Below are 26465 nucleotides of genomic sequence, written 5' to 3' on the forward strand. Positions count from 1 at the left end.
TGGGTGCGGCACACCATTTATCTTTACCGGGACCCGATCAACGGGGATGTGATGGCCTTAAACTGCCTGGTGAGCATCGACAAGGAAAAGCGGATGGAGGAGGCCGTTCAGGGGCAGCGGAGCGCGGCCTGGGACAGCACGGACGTGGAGAGCGCCTTTGACCGCTTCCTGTCCCAGGTATCCGATATGGCCTACCTGGTGGATCCCGCCACCCACGAGCTGGTCTGCGGCAACCTGGCGTTTTACCGGAGGCTGGGAAAGACGGGCCGGGAGTGCGCCGGGCACAAGTGCTATGAGCTGCTGTATGACCGCTCCCTGCCCTGCGTGTTCTGCCCCAATCTGAAGAAAAAACAGGTGCGCATGGGCATCTGGGAGAACTACAATTCCTATCTCAACCAGCGTTTCCTCATGAAAAACCGGCTGGTGGAGTGGGAGGGACGCACGCTGCTGCTGGCCTTTGCCATCGATATCTCAGAAATAAAGCAGGAGTTACAGGGCGACCATTTACAGGAAGAGAAGTCCCAGCTGATCGGGGAGGCCAACAGCCGGATCATCAGCTGCCTCTATTCCATGGCGGAGGCCCGGAACGCGCAGGCGGCGCTGGACTGTGCGGCGGACGTGCTCACGGCTCATTACCGGCCGTCCCACCTGCGGTTTGTACTTCCGCGTGAGAACGGCTTCGGTTACGCCTGTGTGAGCGGATGGGACGGAAGAGGGGAGCTGGGGCGCCCAATGGAACAGCATCTGGAGGAATGGCTGAGCCGTATGCAGCCGTCGGCCTGCAGGGAGGTGGACGGAGCCCAGGAGATTCTTCCGGAGTCCTTTGAGCTTTATCAGGATATGGAGAGCCAGCGGATCGGGGAAATGGCGGTGATACCCATGGAGATCGCGGACCGGGAGCTGGGCTATCTGGTGATGCTGGACCGGGAGAAGCAGCAGCCCCTGCAGATGGCGGAGACGCTTTCCTATTTTGTGGGCCGGGAGATCCGGCACCGGAAGGATGCCAGACAACTGGAGCACAGCATCTACCACGATTCTCTGACCGGACTGCTCAACCGCAGCAGCTATGACCGCTACCGGAGGGATTACAACCGGGACGACAGTTCCTCCATCGGGGTGATCTGCGCGGACATCAATGATCTGCGGGCGGTAAATGAAGCCCAGGGCACCAAAGCGGGGGATGAACTGATCTGCCGCCTGGCGAACCTGCTGAAACAGCATTTCCCCAGGAACCAGGTGTTCCGCTTAAACAGCAATGAGTTTGACATGATACTGGAGAATCTGACGGAACCGGAGTTTGAGGAGAAGCTTGAACAGATGAAGGCGACGCTTTCCCTCACCGCCGGGCTGTCGGTTTCCCTGGGAAGCGTGTGGGACGACCAGGAGCGGAATCTGGACGACGTGCAGAAGCAGGCGGTGGAGCTTATGCGCCTGGAAAAACAGCGCTACTATGAGAATCAGCCCAGGACCAGGAAGCTGGGGCGGACGGAATCGCTGCGCCAGCTGCTTCAGGCCATTGAGCGGAGGTCCTTCCGGGTGTTTTTGCAGCCCAAGGTATTCCTGAACAGCGGCAGTCTGGCGGGAGCCGAGGCGCTGATCCGCTATTACGACGAGGAAAAGGGGATCATTTCCCCGGCCGCCTTTGTGGGGAATCTGGAGTGGGAGAATCTGATCAGCCACATCGACCTGTTTGTGCTGGAGGAAGTGTGCCGGATGATGGAGCGCTGGAATCAATCGGGACATGCGCTGACCATTTCCTTCAACTTCTCTCGGATCACCCTGCTCTCCAACGACATCGTGCGCAGTGTGGAGTCCATTGTGAAGAAATACCAGGTGGACAGAAGCCGCCTGGAGATCGAGGTGACGGAGAGTATCGGCGAACTGGGCAAGGACACGATCTGCAAGGTGCTGCGCCGTTTTGGGGATCTGGGATACCGGATATCGCTGGACGATTTCGGCACCAAGTACAGCAATCTGGCGGTATTGTCGGATATCCGGTTCGATGTGTTAAAGTTGGATAAAAGCCTGGTGAGCAAGAGCTGCGACGACCGGGTCAGCCGCCAGGTGGTGCGCCATGTGATTTCCATGTGTAATGACCTGCACATCCGCACGGTGGCGGAGGGCGTTGAGGAGGAGGACCAGGAGCGCATCCTGCGGGAGGCCAACTGCGAGATCGGCCAGGGGTACCGGTACGGAAAGCCCATGGCAGAGGATGAGTTTGAACGGTTATGGATCAGATAAGATATGAGGGGGCGGCTTAGGCCGCCCTTTTTGCGTGCGAAAAATTACACATTGTTAATGGGGGGGGGGGATTATAAGGTGACAATCCGGGATTTTTAAGGAGCTCTCGTGGTTGTACACCTCGTTGAATACATGGATAAAGCATCGCGCGGCTTCGGACAGAGGAACGTATTTGGAGTAGTAGACGCCCCTGCTGCGGGTGAAAATGGGGTTTTCAATGGAGAAATAGGCCATGGGTTTTACCAGGGGGATTCTAAGGGGGGTCCGCACCGGGGTAAAGACCATGCCCATACCCGCGGAGGCCAGCCGCATGGCGGTCTCGTGCTTCTGAGTCTCCATGACGATGTTTGGGTTTAAGTTATATTTATGAAACATGTCCCGGGCGATGGCTCCCATGCCCTGTTCCGGGATCAATACAATGAAGTCACAGTTTCGCACAAGCTCCGGCTTGATGTAATAGGGGGTCAGCGGGGAGTTGTTGGACAGATCCACGCTTCCCGCCAGGGGGTGGTCCGCGGGCATCGCCAGAAGGATCGGCTCGCTGTAGATGAGGTCGTAGGTAAACGCCATGGCGGACATGCTGTAGGCGGAATAGACGATATCCACCGTCCCGGACTCCAGCTCGTCAAACAGCAGCCGGTTGTGCCCTTCCCGGATTTGCACCTCGATCTCCGGGTAACGGAACCGGAACTCCGGGAGCACGTAGGGCAGGGTGTTGCTGCAGAATTCCGTGTTCATTCCCACCGTCACCTTACCGCGGACGTCCGTTGAAATCTGATTTAAATCATATTGCAGGTTGCGCTCGATCTCCAGGATCAGCGCAGCTTTTTCGACGAATTTTTTCCCCGCCGGGGTCAGGGAAATGGGGATGACAGCCCGGTCAAAGAGCTGGGTCCCCAGGTCCTCCTCCAGCCGTTTTAAGTATTTGGTCAGAGCCGGCTGGGTGATACACAGCTCCCTGGCGGCCTTGGAAATACTGTGATGCTTGGCGATGGCAAACACATATTCATATGCGGTAGTCTGCATAAAGACTCCTTTCCTCATGACAAAATGTTATGGGTATTATGCCTGATCTGTCATTAGACAAATAAGTTTTACTCTATTATACTAAAAAAAAGTAATTTTGCAAAAAAATGTCGAAATTTTTACATAAAATTACTATATTTTACTTAAATAAAGCAAATGTATAGGATGTATGACTTTTTGGGGGACTATTAGCAGAAAAAAACTGTTGTACGACAGTTTATTATTAAGAAAAAGAGAGGAAAAGAGCTATGAAAAAGAGAACACAAAAACTCCTGGCTATGTTCCTGGCAGTCGCAATGGCAATTTCCATGACCGCTTGCGGAGGTTCAGGCGCTCCTGCTTCTTCAGGGGGCGGAACGGGAAATACTGCGGCGGCGGGAGAAAACGGAGCGGCGGCAGGCGAGGAGAAACTCAGCAGCCGCGACACCCTGAATATGGCCAGCAAATCCGAGCCCACATCCCTGGACCCGGCGCAGACGAAGGACCTTGTAACCTGGATGTACATGTACAATGTTTCCGATCCCCTGCTTTACTTTAACTGGGCGACTCAGGAATACGAGCCCGCGATCGCCACGGAGTGGTCTGAGAGCGAGGATGGCAAGGAGTACACCTTCACCATCCGCGAGGGCGTGAAGTTCCACAACGGCGACATCATGACCGTAGACGATGTGGTTTACTCCCTGAACCGGGCCATCGCCTCCTCCTTTACGGCGCAGACCAACGCCTGCATCGACCGTTTTGAGAAGGTTGACGACACCCATATCAAGGCGTATCTGAAATATGCGTACGCTCCGTTCCTGGAGATTATGACCAACCCGTCCTACGCCATCGTCAGCCAGAAGGCGGTGGAAGAGTGCGAGGCCGCGGGACGCGACTTCGGACGTGAGCCTGTGGGCGTTGGCGCTTACAAGCTGACCAAGTGGCAGAGCGGAAACCGTCTGGAGTTCGAGCGCCACGACGATTATTACCGCGGAACCCCGAAGATGAAATACATCAACTGGACCATTATCACCGACTCTTCCGCAGGAGCCATGGCTCTGGAGGCCGGCGAGATCGATTATTACTATGCAGTCAGCAAAGCGGATTTCGCTCACCTGGCGGAACTGCCCAACCTGCACTCTGAGGTTGAAGAGCGCGGATTCGGCCTGTACGACATTACGTTCAATACCACCGACGGCCCCTTCAAGGACATCAACTTAAGAAAAGCGGTGGCTTACGCGATCAACCGCGATGAGATTCTTGCAGGCGGCGCGGAAGGATACGGCGTTGTGAACAACTGCTGGTGCGCTACCGGCGCCACCGGTTACCTGGATGATTTCGAGTGGTATGAGCAGGATCTGGAGAAGGCGAAAGAGTGCCTGGCTGCGGCCGGTTATCCCAACGGCATCGACGTGGTATTTACCCAGGACAGCTCCGATACCTACATGGCGCCCGCAGAGGTTATGCAGGCTCAGCTGGCCAAGGTCGGCATCAACGTGACCTTTGAAAAGCTTCAGCGTTCCGTATGGATCGACACCGTTTCCGGCAACCGTCAGTTTGACGCTTCCCTGCGTATGACCAACCACGTGATCAACGACGCGGAGTACATGCTGCGCCGCAGACTGACCACGGAAATGCTGGGCGGCGGCAACAACTACGCGGGTTATCAGAATCCGGAATTCGACAAGCTGGTGGACCAGTCCGCAATCGAGACCGATCCGGCAAAGAGAAACGATATCTTCCGCCAGTGCTATCAGATGATCAAGGACGACGTGCCGGTGATTCCGCTGTACACCCAGACCTCCCCGATCATTATCAACAAGAATGTAAAGGGCTGGACCTTCCATCCCCTTGAGCGCAACGTGTGGGCCGAAGCTTACCTTGTAGAGGAATAAATAATTACGATAACAGTCGACGGCTAGCCGGGCGCACTCCGAGCGCCCGGCTTTTTTAACAGAGAAACCGTGTTAGCGGCCGTCCACCGGCTGTGGAAAGGATGTTTATGCTCAAATATATAGGAAAAAGACTATTGATGATGATCCCCGTAATCATAGGCGTCGTATTCATCATTTTCGCCATCATGGAGCTCACACCGGGCGATCCGGTTATGATGATCCTGGGCGAGGGCGCTCCCATCGAGGCTCAGGAGGCGCTGCGGGAGGAGATGGGGCTCAACGATCCCTTCTTCATCCGCTTTGGACGGTATGTTGTGGACGCCGCCCATGGAGACCTGGGGACCAGTTATACCTCCGGCCTGCCGGTTTTTGACGAGATTGTGGCGCGTATGCCCTACACCTTAAGCCTTGCCACCTTCAGCATCTGCGTGGCGGTGATCGTGGGCCTGCCCATCGGCATATTGTCCGCGATCAAGCAGTATTCCCTCACGGACAACCTGACCCTGGCGGTCTCCCTGACCATCACCTCCATGCCAGCGTTCTTCCTGGCCATGCTGCTGATGATGCTCTTCTGTATCAAACTGGGCTGGCTTCCCATGATGGGCCTGTCGTCGCCAAAGCACTATATTCTGCCGGTAATCGCCTCGGCGTCCTCCACCACGGCGGCGCTGCTGCGTATGACCAGAACCACCATGCTGGAGGTCATCCGCCAGGATTACATCCGCACCGCAAAGGCCAAGGGCGCGGCTCCCAGAACCGTAACCTACGGACACGCCCTGCGCAACGCCCTGCTTCCGGTGGTCACCGTAATCGGCACCAACTTCGGTTTCGCCCTGGGCGGCTCCATCGTGCTGGAGCAGGTGTTCACCATTCCCGGACTGGGCCAGCTGATGATCAACGCCATCCGCCAGAAGGACACGCCCATCGTCATGGGCGCGGTTATGACCACGGCTATTTTCGCCAGCCTGATCAACCTGTTGGTTGATATTGTCTACACATACATCGATCCGAGACTGGCATCCCAGTTTACTTCTGTGAAAAGGAGTGTGAAGAAGGCATGAGTATGGTTACTATGACAGCAGACGGCAGCGTGAAGAGCAAATACAATGCCGCCAGGAAAAAAAGCCAGTGGAAGACGATCTGGCTCCGTTTTAAAAAGAACAAACTGGCCCTTGCCGGGCTGATCGTATTCGCCCTGATGGCCATCACGGTGCTCAGCGCGGACCTCTGGCTGGACTATGAGAGCGGCGTGCTGACCATGGATATCGCCAACGCCTACCAGGGTCCCAGCGCGGCCCATTTCTTCGGAACCGACCAGTACGGGCGGGATTATTTTACACGTGTGATCTACGGCGGCCGCATTTCCATGTTCGTGGGAATCGCCACCGTGGCCGTGTCCCTGACCTTTGGAGGTCTGATCGGCGCCACCGCGGCTTATTACGGCGGGCGGGTGGACAATGTGCTCATGCGTCTCATGGACGTGCTGATGGCCATTCCCAGCACACTGCTGGCCATTACCATCATCTCCGCCCTGGGCAGCAGCATGTTTAATATGATCGTGGCAATGGGTGTTTCCCAGATCGCCAGAATGGCGCGTATCGTGCGGTCGGCGGTTATGAGCGTCAAGGGTCAGGAGTATATCGAGGCCTGCCGGGCCTGCGGCACCAGCGACGCCCGGATCATTATGCGGCACATTCTGCCAAACGCCATGGGTCCCGTGCTGGTTCAGGTTACCCAGACCGTGGCCCGTTCCGTGATCACCGTTGCGTCCTTGAGCTTCGTGGGACTGGGCGTTTCCGAGCCTACGCCGGAGTGGGGCAGCATGTTGTCCTTCGCAAAGACCCAGATGAGGTACTATCCGTATCTGTCCCTGTTCCCCGGATTTGCCGTGGTAATGTCCGTTATGTCCCTTACCCTCGCGGGTGACGGTCTGAGAGACGCCATGGACCCAAGGCTGAGAAACTGATTACAGGGAAGGGAGCAAAGGTATGTCAGAAAAATTGCTGGAAATCAAGAACTTGCATGTTATGTATAAAACCGATGAGGACGACGTGTACGCCTTAAACGGGATCAACCTGGAGCTGGACAAGGGCGAGACCCTGGGCCTGGTGGGGGAGACCGGAGCGGGAAAGACCACCATCGCCCTCAGTATCCTGAAATTACTTCCGGAGCGCACCGGCTTCATCACGAAGGGCGAGATTCTGTTCGAGGGCCAGGACGTGGTCAACATGAAAGAAGAGAAGATGCGCATGCTGCGCGGAAATGATATCTCCATGATTTTCGCCGACCCCATGAGCGCCTTGAACCCCCTGCACACGGTGGGGAGCCAGATCGCCGAGGTGATCCTGCTCCACAATACGGGCATGAGCCACGCCGATGTGGAGAAAAAGGTGGACGAGATGATGGAGCTGGTGGGAATCCCGGCGGAGCGCAAGGTGGAATACCCCCATCAGTTCTCCGGCGGAATGCGCCAGAGAATCGTGATCGCCATGGCGCTGTCCTGTACGCCCAGGCTGCTCTTGGCGGACGAGCCCACCACGGCTTTGGACGTGACCATCCAGGCCCAGGTGCTGAAGATGATGGAGGACTTGAAGGAGCGTTTAAACACCTCCATGATTATGATTACCCACGATCTGGGCGTTGTGGCGCAGATTTGCAACCGGGTAGCCATCATCTACGCGGGCGAGATCGTGGAGTACGGGAAGATTGAGGATATTTATGAGGGGGAGAAGCATCACCCCTACACCGTGGGGCTGTTCGGGTCCATCCCGGATATCACCAGCAACGCGGCCAGGCTGACGCCCATCGACGGGTTGATGCCGGACCCCACGAAACCCATTCCCGGGTGCCGGTTCGCGGACCGCTGCCCGCACTGCATGGAGATTTGCAACACGAAAGCGCCGGGTATGGCTGATTTTGACGGCCATCAGATTAAGTGTTTCCTCTATTTGCAGGACGATAAAAACGGCGGGGAGGGAAAATAAATGGATACGCCATTGATTCAGACAAAAGATTTAGTGAAATATTTTAACACCAAACGGGGAAATCTTCATGCGGTTGACCATGTGAACATTTCCATCATGAAGGGCGAGACCCTGGGCGTGGTGGGCGAGAGCGGCTGCGGTAAGTCCACCCTGGGAAGGACGATTCTGCGCCTGTTGGAGCCTACGTCCGGGGAAATCCTGTACAACGGACAGAATATTGTTGATTATTCAACAAAGCAGATGAAGGAGATGCGCAAGAAGATGCAAATCATCTTCCAGGATCCCTTCACCTCCCTGAATCCCAGAATGTCCGTCAGTGAGATCATCGCGGAGCCCATGATCACCACCAAGACCCTGAAGAACAATACGGAGCGGCTGGACCGGGTTTACTGGCTGATGGAGACGGTGGGACTGGCGGAGCGGTTTATCAACTCCTATCCCCACGAGCTGGACGGCGGCAGGAGACAGCGCATCGGCATCGCCCGCGCCCTGTCCGTGGACCCGGAGTTCATCGTCTGCGACGAGCCGGTGTCCGCACTGGACGTGTCCATTCAGGCCCAGATTCTGAACCTGATGATGGATTTGCAGGATGAGATGGGCCTGACCTACATGTTCGTCACCCACAACTTGAGCGTGATCAAACATATCAGCAACAATATCGCGGTGATGTATCTGGGACAGTGCGTGGAGCACGCGCCCACCAACGAACTGTTCGCCCATCCGCAGCACCCCTACACCAAGGCCCTTTTGAACGCCATTCCCATCGCGTCCTTAAAGGACCGCAAGAAGCTTGAGATCATCAAGGGCGAGGTGACGTCGCCCATCAATCCCAAGCCCGGATGCCGCTTTGCCGACCGGTGCCCCTATGTGACGGATCGCTGCAGGGAAGACGGCCTGAAGCTCAGAGAGGTCGCGCCCAAGCACTATGTCGCCTGCCGCCTGCATGAGTGAGAATCAAACAGACGAACTGAAAGGAGCACATTGTTGGAATGGAGAAGAGAGAGCCATATCCGCTGATTGAAATTACCGCCGAGACGCCCTTTGAGCGCGGGGTGCAGTACGGCAGCCAGGCCGTGGAGCGCATCGGCATTTGTATCGAATACTACAAAGAGTCGTTTAGGAAACAGGGTTTTACCTGGGATGAGGCGAAAGACTACGCCATGGGTTACGTGCCTGTGATTGAGGAGTCCATGCCGGAGATTCTGGAGGAGGCCAAAGGGCTGGCCTCCGGTTCCGGGCGGGAGCTGGCGGAGATTATGGCGGTCAACTGCCGGTATGAGATCAGCAAGATTTCCAAGCCTGAGGAGTGCACCACCGCGGCTGTGCTGCCGGAGGCGTCCAGGGGTGGAAAGACTTATGCTGTAAAAAATTGGGATTTCTTTGAGAAAACGATCCCCCACATCGTACTGCTGCGCATCCGCACGAGGGAGTATTCCGCCATTGGCTGGACCGAGGCGGGGCAGATGCCCAGGGAGGGATTCAATTCCTTCGGGGTCGCCATTGTGAACAACGGGATGCAGTCGGTTCACGACCACTACGGGGAGGGGCTTCCCGTGACCTTCCTGCGGCGCAGGGTGTTGGCCAGCCGCAGTTTCGAGGAGGCGGCAAAGCTGGTGCGCAGCTTCAAGCGCTGCGTTTCCAACAACATCATGCTGGTGGGGTCCAAGGGGCAGGTGCTGGACTTTGAGGTGCAGCCGGAGCGTATGGACCAGGTGTATTCCCAGGGAGGAATCTTAACCCACGCCAACCATTTTGTGGTGGACGCGGAGGCGGATGCGTTCCCCGAGCGGCTCAAGGTGCGGGACGCCAGGTTGATGGAGCTGCTTGCTAAACGCCGGGGCGATATCGACGTGCCCTATATCATGGAGTGCATGAAGGATCATGAATACTGGCCCAAGGCTATTTGCAGCCATCCCACCTTTGCGGGGGACAAGCGGACCTACATCCCGGCGGGAATCACGGTGGCCTCCATGATCGTGGATTTTGCGGAAAATACGGCGTATATTTGTTCAGGACCGCCCTGTGAGGGCGAGTATATCCCCTATAAATTATAAGGTTCAGAATTGTCAGATTCGGAAAGGAGTTTTGGAATGTTACATTATCCTTTTAATAAGGTGTCCGGCGCGACTTATTATGAGATTGGAAAGGACTACGGCCGCCAGGCGAAGGATTTGATCGCCCACGCCATCAGCGACTACAAGCAGGTATTTGCGGGCAGCTCCGACCGTTCCTGGGAGGAGATTCAGCAGTTCGCATTATCCTTCGTGGACATTACGCGGAGGGTGGCGCCGGAGGTTATGGAGGAAGTGGAGGGCATCGCCGAGGGTTCAGGCTTTTCCCTGGCGGACATCATGGTGGTCAACTGCCGCTATGAAATTACCAAATTCCCCCAGAAACATGAGTGCACCACGGCCGCGGTGCTGCCTGAGGCGGCCAGGGACGGCAAGATGTACCTGGTGAAGAACTGGGATTACCGGGTAGGAATCATGGATCACGTGATGATCATCCACATCACCCAGCCGGACGGCACCCGGATCATGGGCCTCACTGAGGCGGGACAGGTGATCCGCGGCGGCATGAACAGCCACGGGCTGGGATCGGTCAGCAACAATTTACAGTCCATCTACGACGCCTGGGCGGTGGGACTCCCCACGGTGTTCGCCAGAAGGCAGCTGTTGAAATATAAGACCTTCGACGAGATCAAGGATTTCATCCTGAACTTCCCGCGGGCGGTGTCCTGCAATATCATGATCGCGGGATACAAGGAGAAGAAGGCGGTGGATTTTGAAGTGTATCCCGGCGGCGTGGATATGATCGAGACGGAGAACGGCGTCGTGACCCATGCCAACCACTTTGTTGTTCAGCCGGAGATTCACGCGCTGCAGCGCTCCCCCAGAGACGCCCGCCTGCGCGAGCTTCTGATGAAGAAACACGGGGAAATCGACGCGGAATACATCAAATGCTGTATGGCGGACCATGAGAATTATCCTCAGGCGCTCTGCCGTCATCCCGCCGATCCGACGCTGCCTCTGGGTATGAGGTCCTGTACAGTTTCCAATGAGATCATGGATTTCGAGGCCGGAGTGATCCATATCTGCGCGGGGCAGCCTTGCAGCGGGGAGTATAGCACTTACGTTCTGTAGGGGGACGGAAGCGGTTTAAGGTGAGATAAATGATGATGGGGCTGCAGCAGTTGCGGTTCACAAGGCATTTGTATCGTGCGCTGCCGGAAACGGAGCGGATGGTGACCGGTAGAAAATGCGGCCCTGTTCTTTGTGAGGAAAATACGATATGAGAAAAATACCGTGTACTTATATCCGCGGCGGCACCAGCAGGGCGCTGTTTTTTAAGGAGGAAGATTTGCCGGAGGATAAATCCCTTTGGCCGGAGCTGTTTATCAAGGCTCTGGGGGTTCGGAGGACGGCGGCGGGGCTTTCCGCCATGGGCGTGGATTTCCCCACCCACAAGGTGGCGGTGATCTCCCCCCACCAGGGGCCTGAGGCGGATGTGGATTACAATTTTTTCCAGGTGGATTCAGAGAATTATTATGTGGACAACCGGGGAAACTGCGGAAACATGTCCTCGGCCGTTGGGCCGTTTGCCATCGACGAGGGTATGGTGGAGGCCAGGGAGCCGGAGACCGTGGTGCGGATTTATAATACCAATACCCGCAGGATCATCACCAGCCGGGTGCAGGTGAAGGACGGGAAGAGCTGTATCGATGGGGACGCTGTGATCTGCGGAGCGCCCGGAAGCGGCTCGCCGGTGTGGCTGTCCTTTGAGCGGCCCGGGGGCGGGCTGACGGGTAAATTGTTCCCTACGGGGAATAAGATCGATTTGTTCCATATTCCGGGGCACGGGGATTTGCCGGTCACGCTGATCGACTGCGCTAACCCGGTGGTGCTCTTTAAGGCCGCCGACGTGGGGCTGACCGGGACGGAGCTGACAAGCTTGAATACCAGAAAGGATTTTATCGATCTGGTGGGCCGGGTAAGAGGCATGGCAGCCCAGGTGTTCGGGCTGGTGGACCGCTGGGAGGACGCGGCCATAAAATCCACATATATGCCCTTTGTGGGTATTGTTTCCCCGCCTCAGAGCTATGAGGATATGGATGGGAACCGAATCGAGGCGGAGGAGATGGATATCTGCTGCCGCTCGTTTATAACCAGGCTGCACAGGGCGTATCCTATTGCGGCGTCGATGGCGACCGCAGCTGCAGCCCGGATTCCGGGGACGGTGGCGTATGAGGTGGTGCGGAAAGAAAATGATTCCTGGGCGGACAGCGGGGAGGCGTGCGGTGCGGGAGCGGATGATCGGGTGCCCGGTGGTGCGGCAGCGGATAATCGCAATGTCTCCCGTCCTATTGGCGCTGGCAACGGCGTAGTGCTCGGCCACGCGGGCGGCTGCACGGAGGTGCAGATGGAAGTGGACGGGGATGAAGTTATCCGCGGAACCGTGCTGAGAACGGCAAACACAATTATGCGGGGGACCCTTTGGGTTGATGAGGTTTAGATAGAAATGAAATGAAAGGACAGGGCTCGGGAGAATGGATTCCGGGTCCTGTCCTTTGTTTACGCGTCAGATTTCATTTTGATGCCTGCCTTGGCGGGATGCCGCCTACCGCACCACTTCCCCCATTGCCTCGCTGAACGTGGGATGGGGGAATACCACCCGCGCCAGGTCTTCCAGGGTCAGCCCGTTCACGATCGCTGCGGAGAACTGGCTGATCATGTCCGTGGCCCTGGCGCACATCATCTGAGCGCCCAGTATACGGTGGGTGTCGGCCGCGGCCACAACCTTGATGAAGCCCCGCTCCTGGCCGGAGAGGATGGATTTGCCGTTTGCGCCCATCACGTATTTGCGGGAAATGACTTCCAGGCCCGCGGCCTTGGCTTCGTCCGCCGTGATGCCCGCGCAGCCGATCTCCGGGTCCGTGTACACGCAGCCGGGAATCACGGATAAGTCGATGGACGGCTCTTTTCCGGCCATGGCCGCAACCGCGTTCCGCCCCTGGGCGGTGGCCGCGTGGGCCAGCTGAATCCCGCCGGTCACATCCCCGATGGCGTAAATGCCGGGAACGCTGGTCTCAAAGCATCCATTTACCTGAACCCGGCCGCGGTCCATTGCCATGGACTTTACGGCCTCGGAGGCGTCCGCTGCAAACAGCCCTTCCGTGCAGGCCCGCCGCCCGGTGGCGATGAGCACCAGGTCCCCCTGGGCCTGAGCCGGTTTGTCTTTTTCCGTGTAGGAGCAGATCAGGCCGCCTTCCGGGTCCGCGGCGATCTCCTGCACCATGGCGGCTGCGTGAATGTCCACACCGCGCTTTTTCATGATCATTTTCAGGTTCTGGGAAATCTCCTTGTCCATGTTGGCAAGGATGCGCTCCAGCGCCTCTACCACCGTGACCCGGCAGCCCAAGGCGCTGAACACGGAGGCGAATTCCATGCCGATCACTCCGCCGCCGATGATGACCAGGCTCTGGGGCAGCTTGTCGCAGTCCAGCAGCTCGTCGCTGGTGACCACGCCCGGCAAATCTGCGCCGGGGATAGGGGGCACCGCGGGGATGGAGCCGGTGGCGATGAGGATGTGCTCTGTCTCTAGCTCGGTTCCGTCGGGCTCGACACGTACCTGACCGGAGTCCACGATGGAGGCGGAGCCCTGGATCACGGTAACTTTATTGGCCTTCATCAGGGAGGCGATGCCGCCCCGGAGCTGCTCCACCACCGCGTTCTTGCGGGCCTGAAGCTGGGCCATGTTGCAGCGGAGGTTTTCCGTCTCCAGGCCCACTGCGCAGGCGCCGCTTACCTCCCGGTAAAGCTCCGCGGTGTGCAGCAGGGTTTTGGTGGGGATACAGCCCCGATTCAGGCAGGTTCCGCCCAGCTCGCGCCGCTCGATCAGAGCGGTTTTCATACCGGATTTGGCGGCCTCGATGGCCGCCTCGTAGCCGCCGGGGCCTGCGCCGATTACAATGAGATCATATCTGTCTGCCATAATTTAATCCCTTTCATGGTTGATTTTTGAGAGGTGGGGTGGGGCCGCCGCCATCGGCGGCGGAAGCTGAATTAAAAGCTCTCGGAAATCAGGGCTTTGATGTCGGATAACACCTGGGAGAGGGGAGCGCCGCCGGGGTCTGTTCCAGCGCCATATTCCCCCGCCATCTGTTCCAGCGCCCCGCACAGCCCCTCACGGCCGCAAGCGCAGCCCTTTAAAGCCTCCGGCAGCCGCCCGATGAACTCCGGGTCCATTGCGTCGGAATACGCTGCGGCGTCCAGCACGACACCGCCCTCCACATGGAGCTGCAGCTGGATATCTCCCCAGCCAAAGCGCCGTGCCAGCTCGTAGTCAAAGGGCATTTTCCGCCCATATTTCCACGCAGCCGACGCGAAACGCTCCGTCAGCCGTTCAATCTCCTCCGCAGGAAGCTCCCCCTCCTCCATATGCCGGGGTCTCATGCCGTAGACCTGTGAGAACGCGTCCACCAGGGCCATTTTCAACTGTTCCAGCGTCAGCCCCGGCAGCAGCTCCCGCAGGTTCACCACCCGGGATTTGACCGAGGAAACGCTTTTGGAAGCCAGCTTTTCCCTGGAAACGTTGAGATACCGGGACATCAGCTCCCGGTCCACGTCCACCAGCAGCGTGCCGTGGTGGCAGCAATAGTCGCCGCTCTGGAAAAACGCGTTGCCGGAGAATTTGCGCCCGTCCACGGTCACGTCGTTGCGCCCGGTTTTCTCGCTGTGCAACCCCAGAGCTTCCAGGGCGGCGATGATCACCTGGAGCTGGCGATCCACATTGTAGTCGGCCCGCCTGGCGATAAAGGTGAAATTTAAGTTCCCAAGGTCGTGGAACACGGCCCCGCCGCCGGACAGCCGGCGGGCCAGAAATCCGCCGTCCTCCTCCAGCGTGCCTACATGGCATTCTTTCCAGCAGTTCTGATTTTTCCCGATCACCACGGTGCGGCGGTTCTGCCACAGAAAAAGGATGCATTCCCCTTCCCGCACATGGCTTGTCATATATTCCTCCATGGCCAGGTTCCGGTAGGGCCATGTGTTGTCTGTCTCAATCCAGGTTAAATGTTGAATCATTCTGTTACCGCCTTATTTGTAAAATGCCCGCCCACCGCATGTCCGCCGCGCGCAGGCACATTTTCTAAAATTCCCCGTGAATCGCAACCGCCGGTTTGCAGTGTGCGCCCCGGCGGTGGTAGATATTCCGTGCGGTTTCCTGCGGATAAAATCCGGTAGGGAACCACTTGTGGTTGTCAATCAGCCCTCGTTCTCCCAGCTGTAGCGCAGCACCGGCTTGCGGGCTGCGGTAACCTCGTCGGGCCGTCCGATGGGGGTGTTGTGGGGAGCGCTGTGGAGAGACTGTGGATTGTCCAGGGCTTCCTGATAAATCTTGTGGAAAACTTCGATGGCCTCGTCCAGGGTCTCCCGGGATTCCGTCTCCGTGGGCTCCACCATCAGGGCCTCGTGGACGATCAGCGGGAAATACATGGTCGGCGGATGGATGCCGTAGTCCAGCAGGGACTTGGCGATATCCATTGCCGTCACGCCCTTCTCGTGTTTCAAATGCTCCAGGCTCATGACGAACTCGTGCATGCAGATTTCGTCGTAGGCCATCTCATAGACGTCGGAGAGCTTCACCCGCATGTAGTTGGCGTTCAGCACGGCGTTCTTAGCCGCCGCCGGTATGCCCTCCCGTCCCAGCGTCAGAATGTAGGAAAGCGCCTTCACTACCACCAGGAAGTTGCCGTAGAACTGTTTCACCTTGCCGATGGAATGCTCCTCCACGCCGAAGGTCAGATTTCCGGCCTCGTCCTTCACCGGACGGCTGCCGGGCAGGAACTGCGCCAGGAACTCTTTGCAGCCCACCGGCCCGCTGCCGGGTCCGCCGCCTCCGTGGGGCGTGGAAAATGTCTTGTGCAGATTCAGATGCACCACGTCAAATCCCATGTCTCCGGGCCTCACAATGCCCATGACGGCGTTCAAGTTGGCTCCGTCGTAGTAGCAGAGCCCGCCCGCCTGGTGCACGATCTCGGTGATTTCCAGAATATTTTTGTCAAACAGACCCACCGTGTTGGGGTTGGTCAGCATAAGTCCGGCCGTGTCCTCGCCAACTGCCTGACGCAGCTGATCCAAGTCCACGCAGCCGTCCTCCCGGGATGGGATGCTGACCACCTGGTAGCCGCACATGGCGGCGCTGGCCGGGTTGGTGCCGTGGGCGGAATCCGGGACAATGATCTTGGTCCGCTTCTCGTCCCCGCGGTGCACGTGGTATGCCTTGATCAGCAGCAGGCCGGTGAACTCGCCGTGGGCGCCCGCCGCGGGCTCAAATGTCATGGCGTCCATGCCCGTGATCTCGCACAGAAGCCGCTCCGCGTTCCAGAGCACCTCCAGCGCGCCCTGGGCGGTGCTAAGGGGCTGAAGGGGGTGAAGCTTTTTAAAGCCAGGCAGGGCTGCGGCTTCCTCGTTGACCTTGGGATTGTATTTCATGGTGCAGGAGCCAAGGGGGTAGAACCCGTCGTTGACCCCGTGGGTGCGGCCGGCCATCTGGGTGTAATGGCGGCTGATTTCAGTTTCGGACATATGGGGCAGGCGCGGTTTGGAGCTGCGTTGCATGCTGTCCTCCGGCGTAAACGCGGGAACGTCGCAGTGGGGAAGCACGCTCAGATGTCGGCCATTTGCCCCTTTTTCAAATACCAGCTTCATAATCAGCCCACCTCCTTTTTCTCGGCGTTTAACGCATTGGACACAATTTCAGCGACCTGATCCATCTCTTCTTTGGTGTTCATCTCCGTGGCGCACCAGAGAATTTCATGGTCCGACAGGGGGAGTCCGCCCAGGATTCCCTTGGCTTCAAGGGCGTTCAGCACGGCGTCCGCGCTGCCCTCGGGCCCGGTGGTGACGAACTCGTGGAAGAACGGTTTCTCATACTTGGAAGCCAGCCCGGCGGCGCTCAGACGGTCCCTCAGGTAATGTGCCTTGGACATGCACTGTCTGGCCGCCTCCTCCATGCCGTCCGCGCCCATTGCGGTCATATAGACGCTGGCGGTCAGCGCACAGAGGGCCTGGTTGGAGCAGATGTTGGAGCTGGCCTTCTCCCGGCGGATATGCTGTTCCCGGGCCTGCAGGGTCAGCACGAAGGCCCGGTTGCCCTGGTCGTCTTTTGTCTCGCCCACGATGCGGCCCGGCAGCTTGCGGGTCATGGCAGCTGTGGCGGCCATGAATCCCAGATAGGGACCGCCAAATGCCAGGGACATGCCCAGTGGCTGGCCGTCGCCCACCGCGATATCGGCCCCGCACTCAGCCGGGGTCTTTAACAGCGCCAGGGAAATGGGGTTGCAGCCCATGATGAATTTGGCTCCGGCTTCATGGGCGATCCGGCCTAAGTTGTCCACGTCCTCCAGACAGCCGTAGTAGTTGGGCTGCTGCATATAGAAGCAGGATGCCTGGGGATCGGCTGCCAGAAGCTCTGCCAGAGCGTCCGCATCCGTGACCCCATCAGCTTCCGGCACCACCACCACCTTGGTATTGCTGCCGAAACAGTAGGTCTTTACCACCTGGATCACATCCGGGTGGGAGGCGGCGGAAATATACACGGTGCTGCGCTTGCGGTCCCGGCACATAGCCGCTGCTTCCGCGGCCGCGGTGGCTCCGTCGTAGACCGAGGCGTTGGACGCGTCCATGCCGGTGAGCTCGCAGATCATGGTCTGGTACTCGAAAATGGACTGTAAAATGCCCTGGCTGATCTCAGCCTGATAGGGCGTGTAGGCGGTGACGAATTCTTCCTTGCCGGTCACGCTGCCTACGATGGCGGGTATGTAGTGGTTGTAAGCCCCTGCTCCGCGGAAAATGTGGCGGAACACGGTGTTTTTCTCTGCGGCGTCCGCCATTTTGCGGATGACCTCCAGCTCGCTTAAGCCCTCCGGCAGATTGAGGCCGCCTTCCAGACGGACCTGCTGCGGAATGTGGGAGAACAGGCCGTCGAAGCTGTCAAAGCCGATGGATTCCAGCATTTCCAGCTGCTCCTGTTCCGTACCCGGTATGTAGCATCCCATGTTGTGTCCCCCTTTTATTCTTCGATTGTCTTTAAGAATGCCTCATAGGCTTCGGCGTCCATCAATTCTTCCTTGTCGGTGATGTCCCGCACCTTGATAAACCATGCGTCGTAGGGCGCTTCATTGATAGCTTCCGGGGTGTCCAACAGATTATCGTTGATGGCGTCCACCACGCCGGTCAGCGGGGAGTACACGTCGGAAACGGCCTTTACGGACTCCACGTCGGCAAATGGCTCACCCGCGGCTACCTCGTCGCCTGCCTCAGGCAGACTCACAAAGACCAGATCACCCAGCGCATCCTGGGCGTAATCGGACAGGCCAACCAATGCGGTGCCGTCCTCCTGCATTTTGATCCACTCGTGGGACTTGGTGTACATTAAATCGTTGGGAAAATTCATCGTATTACCTCCTGGGGAAATTGTTTTTTATAGTTTATGGTAACAGTTCAGGACGGCGGGGAAATTGGCTCGGAAAGCCGCGTCAAGCTCGCTTGTAAACGGATTTTCGTGCCAATTTCCACATCGGATGTCCTGAACAGTTGCAGTTTACATTAAATTGTTCAGGATCTCTTATAGAACGGCAGCTTGATAACCTCCGCCGCAACCCGGCGGCCTCTCACGTCCACCTCCACGGCAGTGCCTGGCTCCTTGTAGGCGATATCCAGCAGCGCCATAGCCACGGGATAACCCAGATAAGGACAGTGGGTGCCGGAGGTGGTGACGCCGATCTGTTTGCCGTCGGCGTACACGGGCTGGTGTTCCCGGACGATTCCGCGGCCGGTCACCTTTAAGCCAACGCGCCTGCGGGTCAGAGGGCCTCTGGCCTCGATGGCCTTCTTGCCGATGAAGTCCTCTTTATCCATCTTGACGAACATGCCAAGGCCCGCCTCCTTGGGGGAGATGGTATCGTCCATCTCGTGGCCGTACAGGGGCATGGAAGCCTCCAGGCGCAGGGTGTCGCGGGCTCCCAGCCCACAGGGGATCAGTCCCTCGTCCCGTCCATTTTCCATGAGCAGACGCCACAGTCTGGGCGCATCCCCGGACGCAAGGTAGATTTCCACGCCGTCCTCGCCGGTGTACCCGGTCTTGGAGATGATGCAGTCCATGCCGTCGATGGTGCAGTGAAACTTGCAGGTGTAATACTTCTCCGGGATGTCCTCCTCCTTTGCCAATTTCCGCAAAATGTCCATGGCTTTGGGGCCCTGGAGGGCCAGCTGGGCCACGGAGGCGGAGATGTCCGAGAGCTCGGCGTCGCCGGTCACGTGGGCCTTCATCCAGGCGTAGTCCTTATCCTTGTTGGCCGCGTTGACCACGATGAAATAGCAGTTGTCCCGCACTTTATAGACGATGAGATCGTCCACCACGCCGCCCTCCTCGTTGCACATGGGGCTGTAGCGGGCCTGGCCGTCGGCCATCACGGTGTAGTCGTTGGTCAGCAGGTTGTTCAGGTTTTTTAATGCGTCTGGGCCCTTTAAAATGATCTCGCCCATGTGGGAGACGTCGAAGAGCCCGCATTTCGTGCGCACCGCCATGTGCTCCGCGATTACGCCCGTCCCGTACTGCACCGGGAGCAGATACCCGGCGAAGGGAACGATCTTACCGCCGCTCTCCACATGGATGTCATAGAGAGGCGTTTTTAAACCATTGGTTTCGGTTGACATAGAAAATATCCTCCTTTTGTGTTCGGATCTTGTTTACCGCGGGAAAAGCAGTGATTGAGGCGCGCCGTGGGAAGTTTGTTAAATATAAAACGAAAAGCGCGCAGACAACGGAATGTTGTCTGTGCGCTCTGTCTCTTAACCTGAAAGATTGGGCTTCGTCGGTGCGTCATCGCTTTCCAGAGTTTCGTACGGTATCTGGTCCTTTTGCCTGAGAGTTTTTCGCTTCCCCTTCGGCTCCGGGACAATTCCCGCCCGGTCTCTCCCAGATCCATCATCCGAAATTATGCGGTTTTCATAAATTAATCTTATCATAGGATGGATTTCCCGTCAACATATACATACCGCGTCTTTTGTAGAAAATGGACGCCCGATTTTTCCGAATCCTCTTTAAAAAAGGGCTGGTAATCCTGGGGGAAGTAGTATATAATGGGCGGAGGAACACGGGGGCGACGGATATTGATCAGATCGCCTCTTTATTTGAATGGTGATGGGCCGCCGGCGCAGCTTGCGGACCATTGTTGTCAGGAAGAAAGAAGGTGACGTGGATGCACAAGTTTATGCGCACGGTGGGATTCAGTATGTACCAGAAAAAGCGGGATATGGAAGCGCTCTTAAAGGAGCTTGCCGCCCAGGCGGTTCGCACCGGCAGAATGGCGGAGAAGGACGGCAGCATGTTCTGCGAGCTGCGGGCCGAGCTGGCGGACGATATGGGCGTGGTGCTTGCCGGTGAGATGGACGAAGAAGGGAACTTCAGCCAGGAGTATTATTTTCCTTACGTGAAGAATACCGGAATCAGCTCTGCCGCCGAATGTTCCATCCAGCGTCACGCGGAGAAAGAGACCTACGCCGGGCTTTTGGACGAATACCGGGTGGGCATTTCCCTGATCTTTTATATGGAGAATTCCCTGGAGTACCGCCTGCGCAGGCAGAACAAAGAAGTGACCGAGGCCAAGGGCGTTTCCCTGACCGGTCTGGCGGTTCAGGGCAAGATCCTTCTTCCGGTGCAAAAAACCAGGCAGCAGGCCGAGAACAGCCGTCAGGAGTCCAAAAAGCGGACGCGGCTCATCGAGGCGGCGAAGAATGGGGACGAGGACGCCATCGAGACGCTGACCATCGAGGACATCGACCTCTATTCCATGGTGTCCCGACGGATTGCACACGAGGACGTGTACTCCATCATCGACACCTGCTTTATGCCCTGCGGCGTGGAGTGCGACCAGTACGCGGTGATCGGCGAGATCACGGACATGGAGATCAAGACCAACCGCATGACCGGCGAGGAGGTCTACAACCTGAAGCTGGACTGCAACGACATGCAGTTTTATGTGGCCATCAACAAGAAGGATCTTCTGGGCGAACCCCTGCCGGGCCGCAGGTTCAAGGGCCAGGTCTGGATGCAGGGCACGGTGGAATTTTGACTTGATTTTTTTTGAAAAATAGGATACTATAGAAAGCGGACCAAACGGCGTTTGCCGGGTGATCCGCGTAGTATATTCATAAAAGATGTTTCTGTAGCTCAGCAGGATAGAGCGTCCGCCTCCTAAGGTTGCGTTACAACGGCCACCTTGGAAAAACTTCATATAGGATTCAAGTTCGAGTTTCTTCGGGCTTAGTCATAAAACCAGCCATGTCTCAGTAGCTCAGTTGGATAGAGCACACGCCTCCTAAGGTTATGCTCTACCGGCCGCCTTACGATGAAAAGTGATCGTTACCAATTTTAATTGAATAGATGTCTCTGTAGCTCAGCAGGATAGAGCGTTCGCCTCCTAAGCGAAAGGCCGTGGGTTCGAATCCCGCCAGGGACGCCAGCAAACACGCCGAAAACCTTTGATTTATCAGGGTTTTCGGCTTTTCTTATTTCTGCGGCTTTTGTGGCTTTTTTGCAAAAAACCTTGGTTTGCTAACATTTGCTAACGAGATTTGGCCTTTTGCTAAGAAAGGCGGTAAGTCAGAGGTTCGATTTTTACCAAAGGAACTTGCAAACATTTGTTAGCAGAAATTAGAGGAAGTTGCAAACAAAATCGCGAATTTGCTAACATCGCTCAAAAATGCTTTCAGAACCTTGCTAACAAAAAAAGTGTTTGGTCACTGTGCAAAGTGGTTCAAACGAAGAAAACCTCTCACAAAGTGAGAGGCGTTCTTCTGAGGGAGGGACTTTATAAAGCTTTTGCCAGCTGCTTGAGCAGTGCGGCAGTTTCGGGATTTTTAAGCAGTTCCAGTATCTTTGCTGCATCACTTTCATCACTTTCATCACTTTCAGTGACGGCAGTATCCGCAGTTTTAGGCTCTGTATCTTCAACAGGGTCAGGAGTCTTGGATGAGTAAAATGCTTCCTCCAATCGCTGAGCGTTTATGCAGCGATCCTCGTCGATGATGTGAGAGTAGACATCTGCAACCATTTTTACCTGAGCATGACCAGAGTCGCCCTGGACGGATTTCATATCGCCACCATTGAGTTTCAGCTTGTAGGTGATACTGGAGTGACGGAGAGAATGGAATACAACATGAGGCAGTCCGTTTTCTTTGATAAGTTTATTGAAAGCACGGTTAATTACCTGGCTTTCCATCGGACGGCCATTGCTGGAGCAAAAGACCAGGTTATTGTCGATGTATTCATCTCCAAACAGATCCATCAGCTCATCAATTTCTTTTTTTCTTTCTACCAGCATATAGGCAACTGTTTTCGGCAGGTACACACGGCGAATACTGGTTTTGGTTTTAGGCTCTTTCAGGACCAGAGCAGTATGGGTACTGGCTATGCAAGGTGGAAACTTCTTAATAACACCTTTGTCACTCAAATCGTCCAATGCACCTCGTGTAACCCGTTGCAGCTCTTTGTTGACGAATATATAAGCTGAACCATTTTCTATGCTCTGTGGTGCAATATCAATACAGTCCCAGGTAAGGCCCAGCATTTCGCCAATGCGTAAAGAGCAGGAGAACGCCAGATTTAAGGCAAGGGAGAGGATAGGATCATCACAGACTTCCATAGCCTTGCTCAGAGTTTCGGCAGTCCATATATCCCGTTCTTTATGTTCTTCTTTGGGAAGTGTCGCATTCAGGACAGGGTTACGGCTGATTAGTTCCCAACGCACCGCCTGATTAAAGGCACTGCGAAGTAGCTTGTGAATTTCTCTTACTGTATGCGGGGTCAGATATTCGCTTGTGGGTTTGCGGTTGTTGACGCTTACCGTTTTCACAGAGAGCAGATCGCGGTAATACTTATCCATCATCCTTGGAGTGATGTCGGATAGCAACATATCTCCGATAATAGGAGTTATGTAGTTTCTCGCCAGACCACGGCGGCTTTCATATGTTGACATTGCCCAGGTATTTACACCATAGATGGACATATATTCATCGAGCAGATCGTTCAGGGTCTTTGCCGTAGGAATAAAGAAGGTTCCAGAGTCCTGCTCATACTCAATTTGCTTTTTTCGTTTTTTTGCTTCTGCATTTGTGCTGAAGGTTTCCCAACGCTGTCTGCGTTTTCCGTTTTCATCTGTGTAATCATACACCACAGAATATTTGCTTTTACGCTTCACGATAGATGCCATTTTCATTGCTCCTTTCTGAGATTTTCACATAATGAGTTTGCTTTTGATACCAGGCTTCAAAACTGCTGGTAATGATACGAATTCTTCGATCAATCAAGGTCGTCTCAAAATAGCCCCTTTTAACAAGGTCATAAGCTGTGCCAGATTTCAGCCCCAAAAGATCCGCCATTTCCGGTACTGACATCGTAGTATGCCGCCATTTCTCTCCGGGCGGTGTACCATCCACTTTTTTATAGTGGAACTGGCCGGCATACCAATCTTCAAAGCTATCCAGCATAACTCTCATTCGTCCGGCCACTTGAATTGTTTTGAAATAGTTCTTTTTAACCAACCAGTAGGATTCTACTTTACCAAGCCCAAGCATTTTGCCCATCTCTGGTACAGACATACTGGTCTTTACTCTTTGTTTCTGCATGGCTTTTGCCTCCTCTATAAAGTTTTTCTTGCTATGGCCTCATTGTAAGAGAAAGCAGAAAAAAAGTTAAGGATGTCGATTTGGAGATCGGCATCCTTGACAAATCATTCATCTGTGTGATCCAGCCAGTCATCAAAGCTCTTTTTGGAAATGCGGATATGACCGCCGACTCTGACGCTGTGGAATACACCTTGTTTTACCAGATTATATGCTGTGGGACGACTGATACCCAGAATGTCCTGAATCTCATCGACCGTATAGGTCCTTTTGTCATAGCTGACAGGATTTTGTTCATTAAAGCGGTTCAATTCCGCAATTCTTGCTTCAAACATAAAAACGCCTCCTTTATCCGGTAAGTGGTCTTACGGAGCCTCCATTTCCTCCGGAATATGAATATCTAAACTAACTTGCAGAGACTCATCAATCGCTCTCATTTCTTCGCGAGATACGCGCCCAATGTACGATAAAACACGCCTTTTATCAATCGTTTTAATTTGCTCCAGCAGAACAACAGATTTCAGTCCAAGCTCTGGAACGCTCTCCAGTGCATAGTGTGTGGGCAGCTCCTTTTTCTTAATCCATTTACTGGTGAGCGGAGCTACGATCAAGGTGGGGCAGAAAAAATTCCCCACATTGTTTTGAAGAACCAGGACAGGACGGGTGCCGCCTTGCTCTGATCCAAAATAAGGGTTCAAATTGGCATAATATAAATCCCCACGCTTATAAATCCAATCTTCTTTCATGTTCATCCTCCTATGTTTTGAGATTTGATTATGTAAGAAGGAGGCTCTGCAAATTACAGAGTCTCCTTCAATTTAGCGCCTGTTTTATCCCTTACTTGTCCACGACACCCCAGGGATTTGGGTAATCATTAAGCCGCAGGTGGCTGGCCTGCTTCTCAGGAATTTCACCTCCACTTCGTTTGGTCTTACCCATGGCCTGCGACGGTTGTTATCACGCTCGGACTATGGCTGTAAGAGAGCTTTCCTCCTTGTTATGCCATGACCGGATGCCATCCGATGTATTCCAGCCTGATATATTTCTGATAAACCGCAAACTCATCTATACAGCAAAAATGGGTTGGCCTGTTATGTGAGTGGCAGCTCTCAGAAAATATACCGCTGATGTAGCGGCTATTACGCCCAAAGAGGATCAAACTTAATGATTCGTATATGAGGTTGTCAAGGTGCAAGTGAAAGGATTTCCCTCTCACTTGCTACTGCCACTTTTTTTAGAAATCTATAACCAACTTTTTTATTTTTTCTTCAATTTTTTTCAGACGCTTATGAGCTGCGGGCTGACTAATGCCATATCTTTTGGCTAATTGCAGTGTACTTGGCTTTTCCATGCCGTAATAATCCAAGATAAAAGAGCGTTCTTTCTGACTCAGCTGCTGCAAAGCACGGTGCAGATCGGCCATAAGAAGATTACAAATTGCTTGTTCCGCAGTATCAACAGATTCATCCACAAACAAATCTGCATCCTGATAACCTTCCTCTGTGCCGTCACGATCTCCCACATGGGAAGCTGGGAATATAGAGCGACTTTTCTCATGTTCCTGGAGATAGCGGCTGTGGCGGTCCTCCTGTTGGTATTTTTCAAAATCTTTGCGAGAACATTCCATGATAATGCGGTCATCTTCATCACGGAACATTTTGACTGTTTCAACAAAAAAGCGCCCAGTAAAGCAACCATTGCGGCGAGCCTTACTGAACGCTGAAAAACTGATTTCCTCCCATTCCTGTGGGCTGTTATTTTTCCAAATGAATACTCTCGTCATATCCTTTCCTCCGTTCAAATTCTTGGTAGTCAGCGAATTTGAACGGTGTCATGGATATTTTGCTATGTACGCCTCCCAGCGCATACCGGCCTCCTAATACCGGGCAAAGAAAAAGGCCGGAAGTGTTTTCACCTCCAGCCATGTTCCTGCCGCCATATTGCAGCAGGAATGAAAAAAGCCCGGTTAATGCCGGGCCTTATGTAGAAAAGTATTCAATTTAGCGCATTCCTGCCACTATAACAAGTATAGCAGGTCGGAAGTCGGAAGGGAGTAGGGATTAGGTCGGGGATTTGTCGGAATTTAGTCGGGATTTAGTCGGGGCAGCTCCTCCAGGACTTCTGGAATAGAATATCCAAACAAGCAAACAGAAAATAAATAGATGGCTTCTCGTTTTCGGTCATAAAAGACACTGCGCTCTATATTTAGTTCTTCCAGCAATTCTTTCTCTGTGCTGTTGAACCGATAGATGAATTGCTTAGTCAAAATTTCATAGTAAAGTTCTCCTCGATCCGGATACCGTTTCAGACGAAGGAGTGCACGGTCAATAATATTGACCAGCATTTGATTTTGAACAAGGCAGCAAACTTTTTCTTCAAAGGCTTGCAGTTCAATATCTGGTGCAAAATTTTCAAGATAGCAGAGGCCAGACTCTATATCTTGTTCTCCCATAATCCAAGCAGTTTCTTGTAATTCTTCTGCCCGTTCACTCAGAACCCAGACTACATCACGGTAAATCTTTAGAATCAGCTTACTTCTATGAAACGCAGCGTCGCTGTTAAGCCCCAAAGCTGTTAGCCTGCTGTTACATTTTTGGATTGTTGTACTTTCTTTTCTCATAGAACATCCCTCCTTGTTCGCAATATTGCGAACA

23 protein-coding genes, 1 tRNA gene and 1 riboswitch are annotated in these 26465 nt (G+C 54.9%); of the genes, 11 read left to right on the forward strand and 13 right to left on the reverse strand.

The annotated features are described in order from the left end of the window. Window positions 1-3: 3 nt before the first annotated feature. Window positions 4-2241 carry a bifunctional diguanylate cyclase/phosphodiesterase gene (locus tag ACK2JC_RS13610; protein WP_320938054.1) on the forward strand — a complete coding sequence of 746 codons (2238 nt, stop codon included), beginning with the start codon at window positions 4-6 and terminating at the stop codon, window positions 2239-2241. A 54-nt stretch (window positions 2242-2295) separates the two neighbouring features. On the opposite strand, the gene ACK2JC_RS13615 is transcribed toward ACK2JC_RS13610, so the two are convergent. Beyond that, complete coding sequence (locus ACK2JC_RS13615) at window positions 2296-3267, reverse strand: LysR family transcriptional regulator (RefSeq protein ID WP_368274917.1); 972 nt, start codon at window positions 3265-3267, stop codon at window positions 2296-2298. A gap of 248 nt (window positions 3268-3515) precedes the next feature. Between ACK2JC_RS13615 and ACK2JC_RS13620 the strand changes: the two genes are divergently transcribed. From ACK2JC_RS13620 to ACK2JC_RS13655, 8 genes are all read left to right on the forward strand, one after another. Next, the gene (locus ACK2JC_RS13620) at window positions 3516-5141 is read left to right on the forward strand and encodes an ABC transporter substrate-binding protein (RefSeq protein WP_092362505.1); all 1626 of its coding nucleotides are present in this window, start codon (window positions 3516-3518) and stop codon (window positions 5139-5141) included. A gap of 107 nt (window positions 5142-5248) precedes the next feature. Then, the gene (locus ACK2JC_RS13625; protein WP_148485689.1) at window positions 5249-6202 is read left to right on the forward strand and encodes an ABC transporter permease; all 954 of its coding nucleotides are present in this window, start codon (window positions 5249-5251) and stop codon (window positions 6200-6202) included. Window positions 6203-6204: 2 nt separating this feature from the next. Beyond that, window positions 6205-7107 (forward strand): ABC transporter permease, encoded by a 903-nt coding sequence (locus ACK2JC_RS13630; protein WP_227169507.1) that lies wholly within the window; start codon window positions 6205-6207, stop codon window positions 7105-7107. A gap of 22 nt (window positions 7108-7129) precedes the next feature. Then, window positions 7130-8125: an ABC transporter ATP-binding protein gene (locus ACK2JC_RS13635; RefSeq protein WP_092362511.1), complete on the forward strand. Its 996-nt coding sequence runs from the start codon at window positions 7130-7132 to the stop codon at window positions 8123-8125. Then, a complete protein-coding gene (locus tag ACK2JC_RS13640) occupies window positions 8126-9076 on the forward strand; it encodes an oligopeptide/dipeptide ABC transporter ATP-binding protein (protein ID WP_320938056.1) in 951 nt (316 codons plus the stop codon). Window positions 9077-9114: 38 nt separating this feature from the next. Next, window positions 9115-10179 carry a C45 family autoproteolytic acyltransferase/hydolase gene (locus tag ACK2JC_RS13645; RefSeq protein WP_411338502.1) on the forward strand — a complete coding sequence of 355 codons (1065 nt, stop codon included), beginning with the start codon at window positions 9115-9117 and terminating at the stop codon, window positions 10177-10179. Between the two features lie 36 nt (window positions 10180-10215). Further along, the gene (locus tag ACK2JC_RS13650) at window positions 10216-11268 is read left to right on the forward strand and encodes a C45 family peptidase (protein ID WP_320938058.1); all 1053 of its coding nucleotides are present in this window, start codon (window positions 10216-10218) and stop codon (window positions 11266-11268) included. 148 nt (window positions 11269-11416) lie between these two features. After that, entirely contained in the window at window positions 11417-12637 is a 1221-nt protein-coding gene (locus ACK2JC_RS13655) for a PrpF domain-containing protein (RefSeq protein ID WP_320938059.1), read from the forward strand. A gap of 105 nt (window positions 12638-12742) precedes the next feature. Here ACK2JC_RS13655 and lpdA read toward each other — a convergent pair whose 3' ends face one another. The 6 genes from lpdA to gcvT all read right to left on the reverse strand — a co-directional run bounded on the left by lpdA (window position 12743) and on the right by gcvT (window position 19842). Then, a complete protein-coding gene (gene lpdA / locus ACK2JC_RS13660; RefSeq protein ID WP_320938060.1) occupies window positions 12743-14116 on the reverse strand; it encodes a dihydrolipoyl dehydrogenase in 1374 nt (457 codons plus the stop codon). 71 nt (window positions 14117-14187) lie between these two features. Further along, window positions 14188-15207 carry a lipoate--protein ligase gene (locus ACK2JC_RS13665; protein ID WP_320938061.1) on the reverse strand — a complete coding sequence of 340 codons (1020 nt, stop codon included), beginning with the start codon at window positions 15205-15207 and terminating at the stop codon, window positions 14188-14190. Between the two features lie 180 nt (window positions 15208-15387). Next, on the reverse strand, window positions 15388-16833 hold the full coding sequence (gene gcvPB / locus ACK2JC_RS13670; protein ID WP_320938062.1) for an aminomethyl-transferring glycine dehydrogenase subunit GcvPB: 1446 nt from the start codon (window positions 16831-16833) through the stop codon (window positions 15388-15390). A gap of 2 nt (window positions 16834-16835) precedes the next feature. Further along, window positions 16836-18182 carry an aminomethyl-transferring glycine dehydrogenase subunit GcvPA gene (gene gcvPA / locus ACK2JC_RS13675; protein ID WP_320938063.1) on the reverse strand — a complete coding sequence of 449 codons (1347 nt, stop codon included), beginning with the start codon at window positions 18180-18182 and terminating at the stop codon, window positions 16836-16838. Between the two features lie 14 nt (window positions 18183-18196). Next, on the reverse strand, window positions 18197-18580 hold the full coding sequence (gcvH, locus tag ACK2JC_RS13680) for a glycine cleavage system protein GcvH (protein WP_320938064.1): 384 nt from the start codon (window positions 18578-18580) through the stop codon (window positions 18197-18199). Window positions 18581-18741: 161 nt separating this feature from the next. Beyond that, entirely contained in the window at window positions 18742-19842 is a 1101-nt protein-coding gene (gene gcvT / locus ACK2JC_RS13685; RefSeq protein WP_320938065.1) for a glycine cleavage system aminomethyltransferase GcvT, read from the reverse strand. Between the two features lie 186 nt (window positions 19843-20028). Beyond that, a riboswitch (glycine riboswitch) is annotated at window positions 20029-20117 on the reverse strand. Window positions 20118-20387: 270 nt separating this feature from the next. Between gcvT and ACK2JC_RS13690 the strand changes: the two genes are divergently transcribed. Both ACK2JC_RS13690 and ACK2JC_RS13695 read left to right on the forward strand, forming a co-directional pair. Further along, on the forward strand, window positions 20388-21260 hold the full coding sequence (locus ACK2JC_RS13690) for a DUF3881 family protein (RefSeq protein WP_092362533.1): 873 nt from the start codon (window positions 20388-20390) through the stop codon (window positions 21258-21260). Between the two features lie 313 nt (window positions 21261-21573). Further along, window positions 21574-21650, forward strand: a tRNA-Arg gene (locus ACK2JC_RS13695). A 348-nt stretch (window positions 21651-21998) separates the two neighbouring features. Here the strand turns inward: ACK2JC_RS13695 and ACK2JC_RS13700 are convergent. From ACK2JC_RS13700 to ACK2JC_RS13725, 6 genes are all read right to left on the reverse strand, one after another. Continuing rightward, complete coding sequence (locus ACK2JC_RS13700) at window positions 21999-23399, reverse strand: tyrosine-type recombinase/integrase (RefSeq protein WP_368272317.1); 1401 nt, start codon at window positions 23397-23399, stop codon at window positions 21999-22001. After that, a complete protein-coding gene (locus tag ACK2JC_RS13705; RefSeq protein WP_002569113.1) occupies window positions 23377-23814 on the reverse strand; it encodes a helix-turn-helix domain-containing protein in 438 nt (145 codons plus the stop codon). Before ACK2JC_RS13705 ends, ACK2JC_RS13700 begins: the two co-directional genes overlap by 23 nt. A gap of 104 nt (window positions 23815-23918) precedes the next feature. Further along, a complete protein-coding gene (locus ACK2JC_RS13710; protein ID WP_002589006.1) occupies window positions 23919-24146 on the reverse strand; it encodes a helix-turn-helix domain-containing protein in 228 nt (75 codons plus the stop codon). Window positions 24147-24176: 30 nt separating this feature from the next. Further along, on the reverse strand, window positions 24177-24557 hold the full coding sequence (locus tag ACK2JC_RS13715) for a type II toxin-antitoxin system PemK/MazF family toxin (RefSeq protein WP_368271097.1): 381 nt from the start codon (window positions 24555-24557) through the stop codon (window positions 24177-24179). A 488-nt stretch (window positions 24558-25045) separates the two neighbouring features. Continuing rightward, window positions 25046-25594: a sigma-70 family RNA polymerase sigma factor gene (locus ACK2JC_RS13720; protein WP_368271098.1), complete on the reverse strand. Its 549-nt coding sequence runs from the start codon at window positions 25592-25594 to the stop codon at window positions 25046-25048. 300 nt (window positions 25595-25894) lie between these two features. Then, window positions 25895-26431, reverse strand: coding sequence for a hypothetical protein (locus ACK2JC_RS13725; protein ID WP_002592913.1), 537 nt, complete (start codon window positions 26429-26431; stop codon window positions 25895-25897). Window positions 26432-26465 lie beyond the last annotated feature (34 nt).

The organism is Enterocloster lavalensis (assembly GCF_046603895.1).
Classification (GTDB): Bacteria; Bacillota; Clostridia; order Lachnospirales; family Lachnospiraceae; genus Enterocloster; species Enterocloster lavalensis.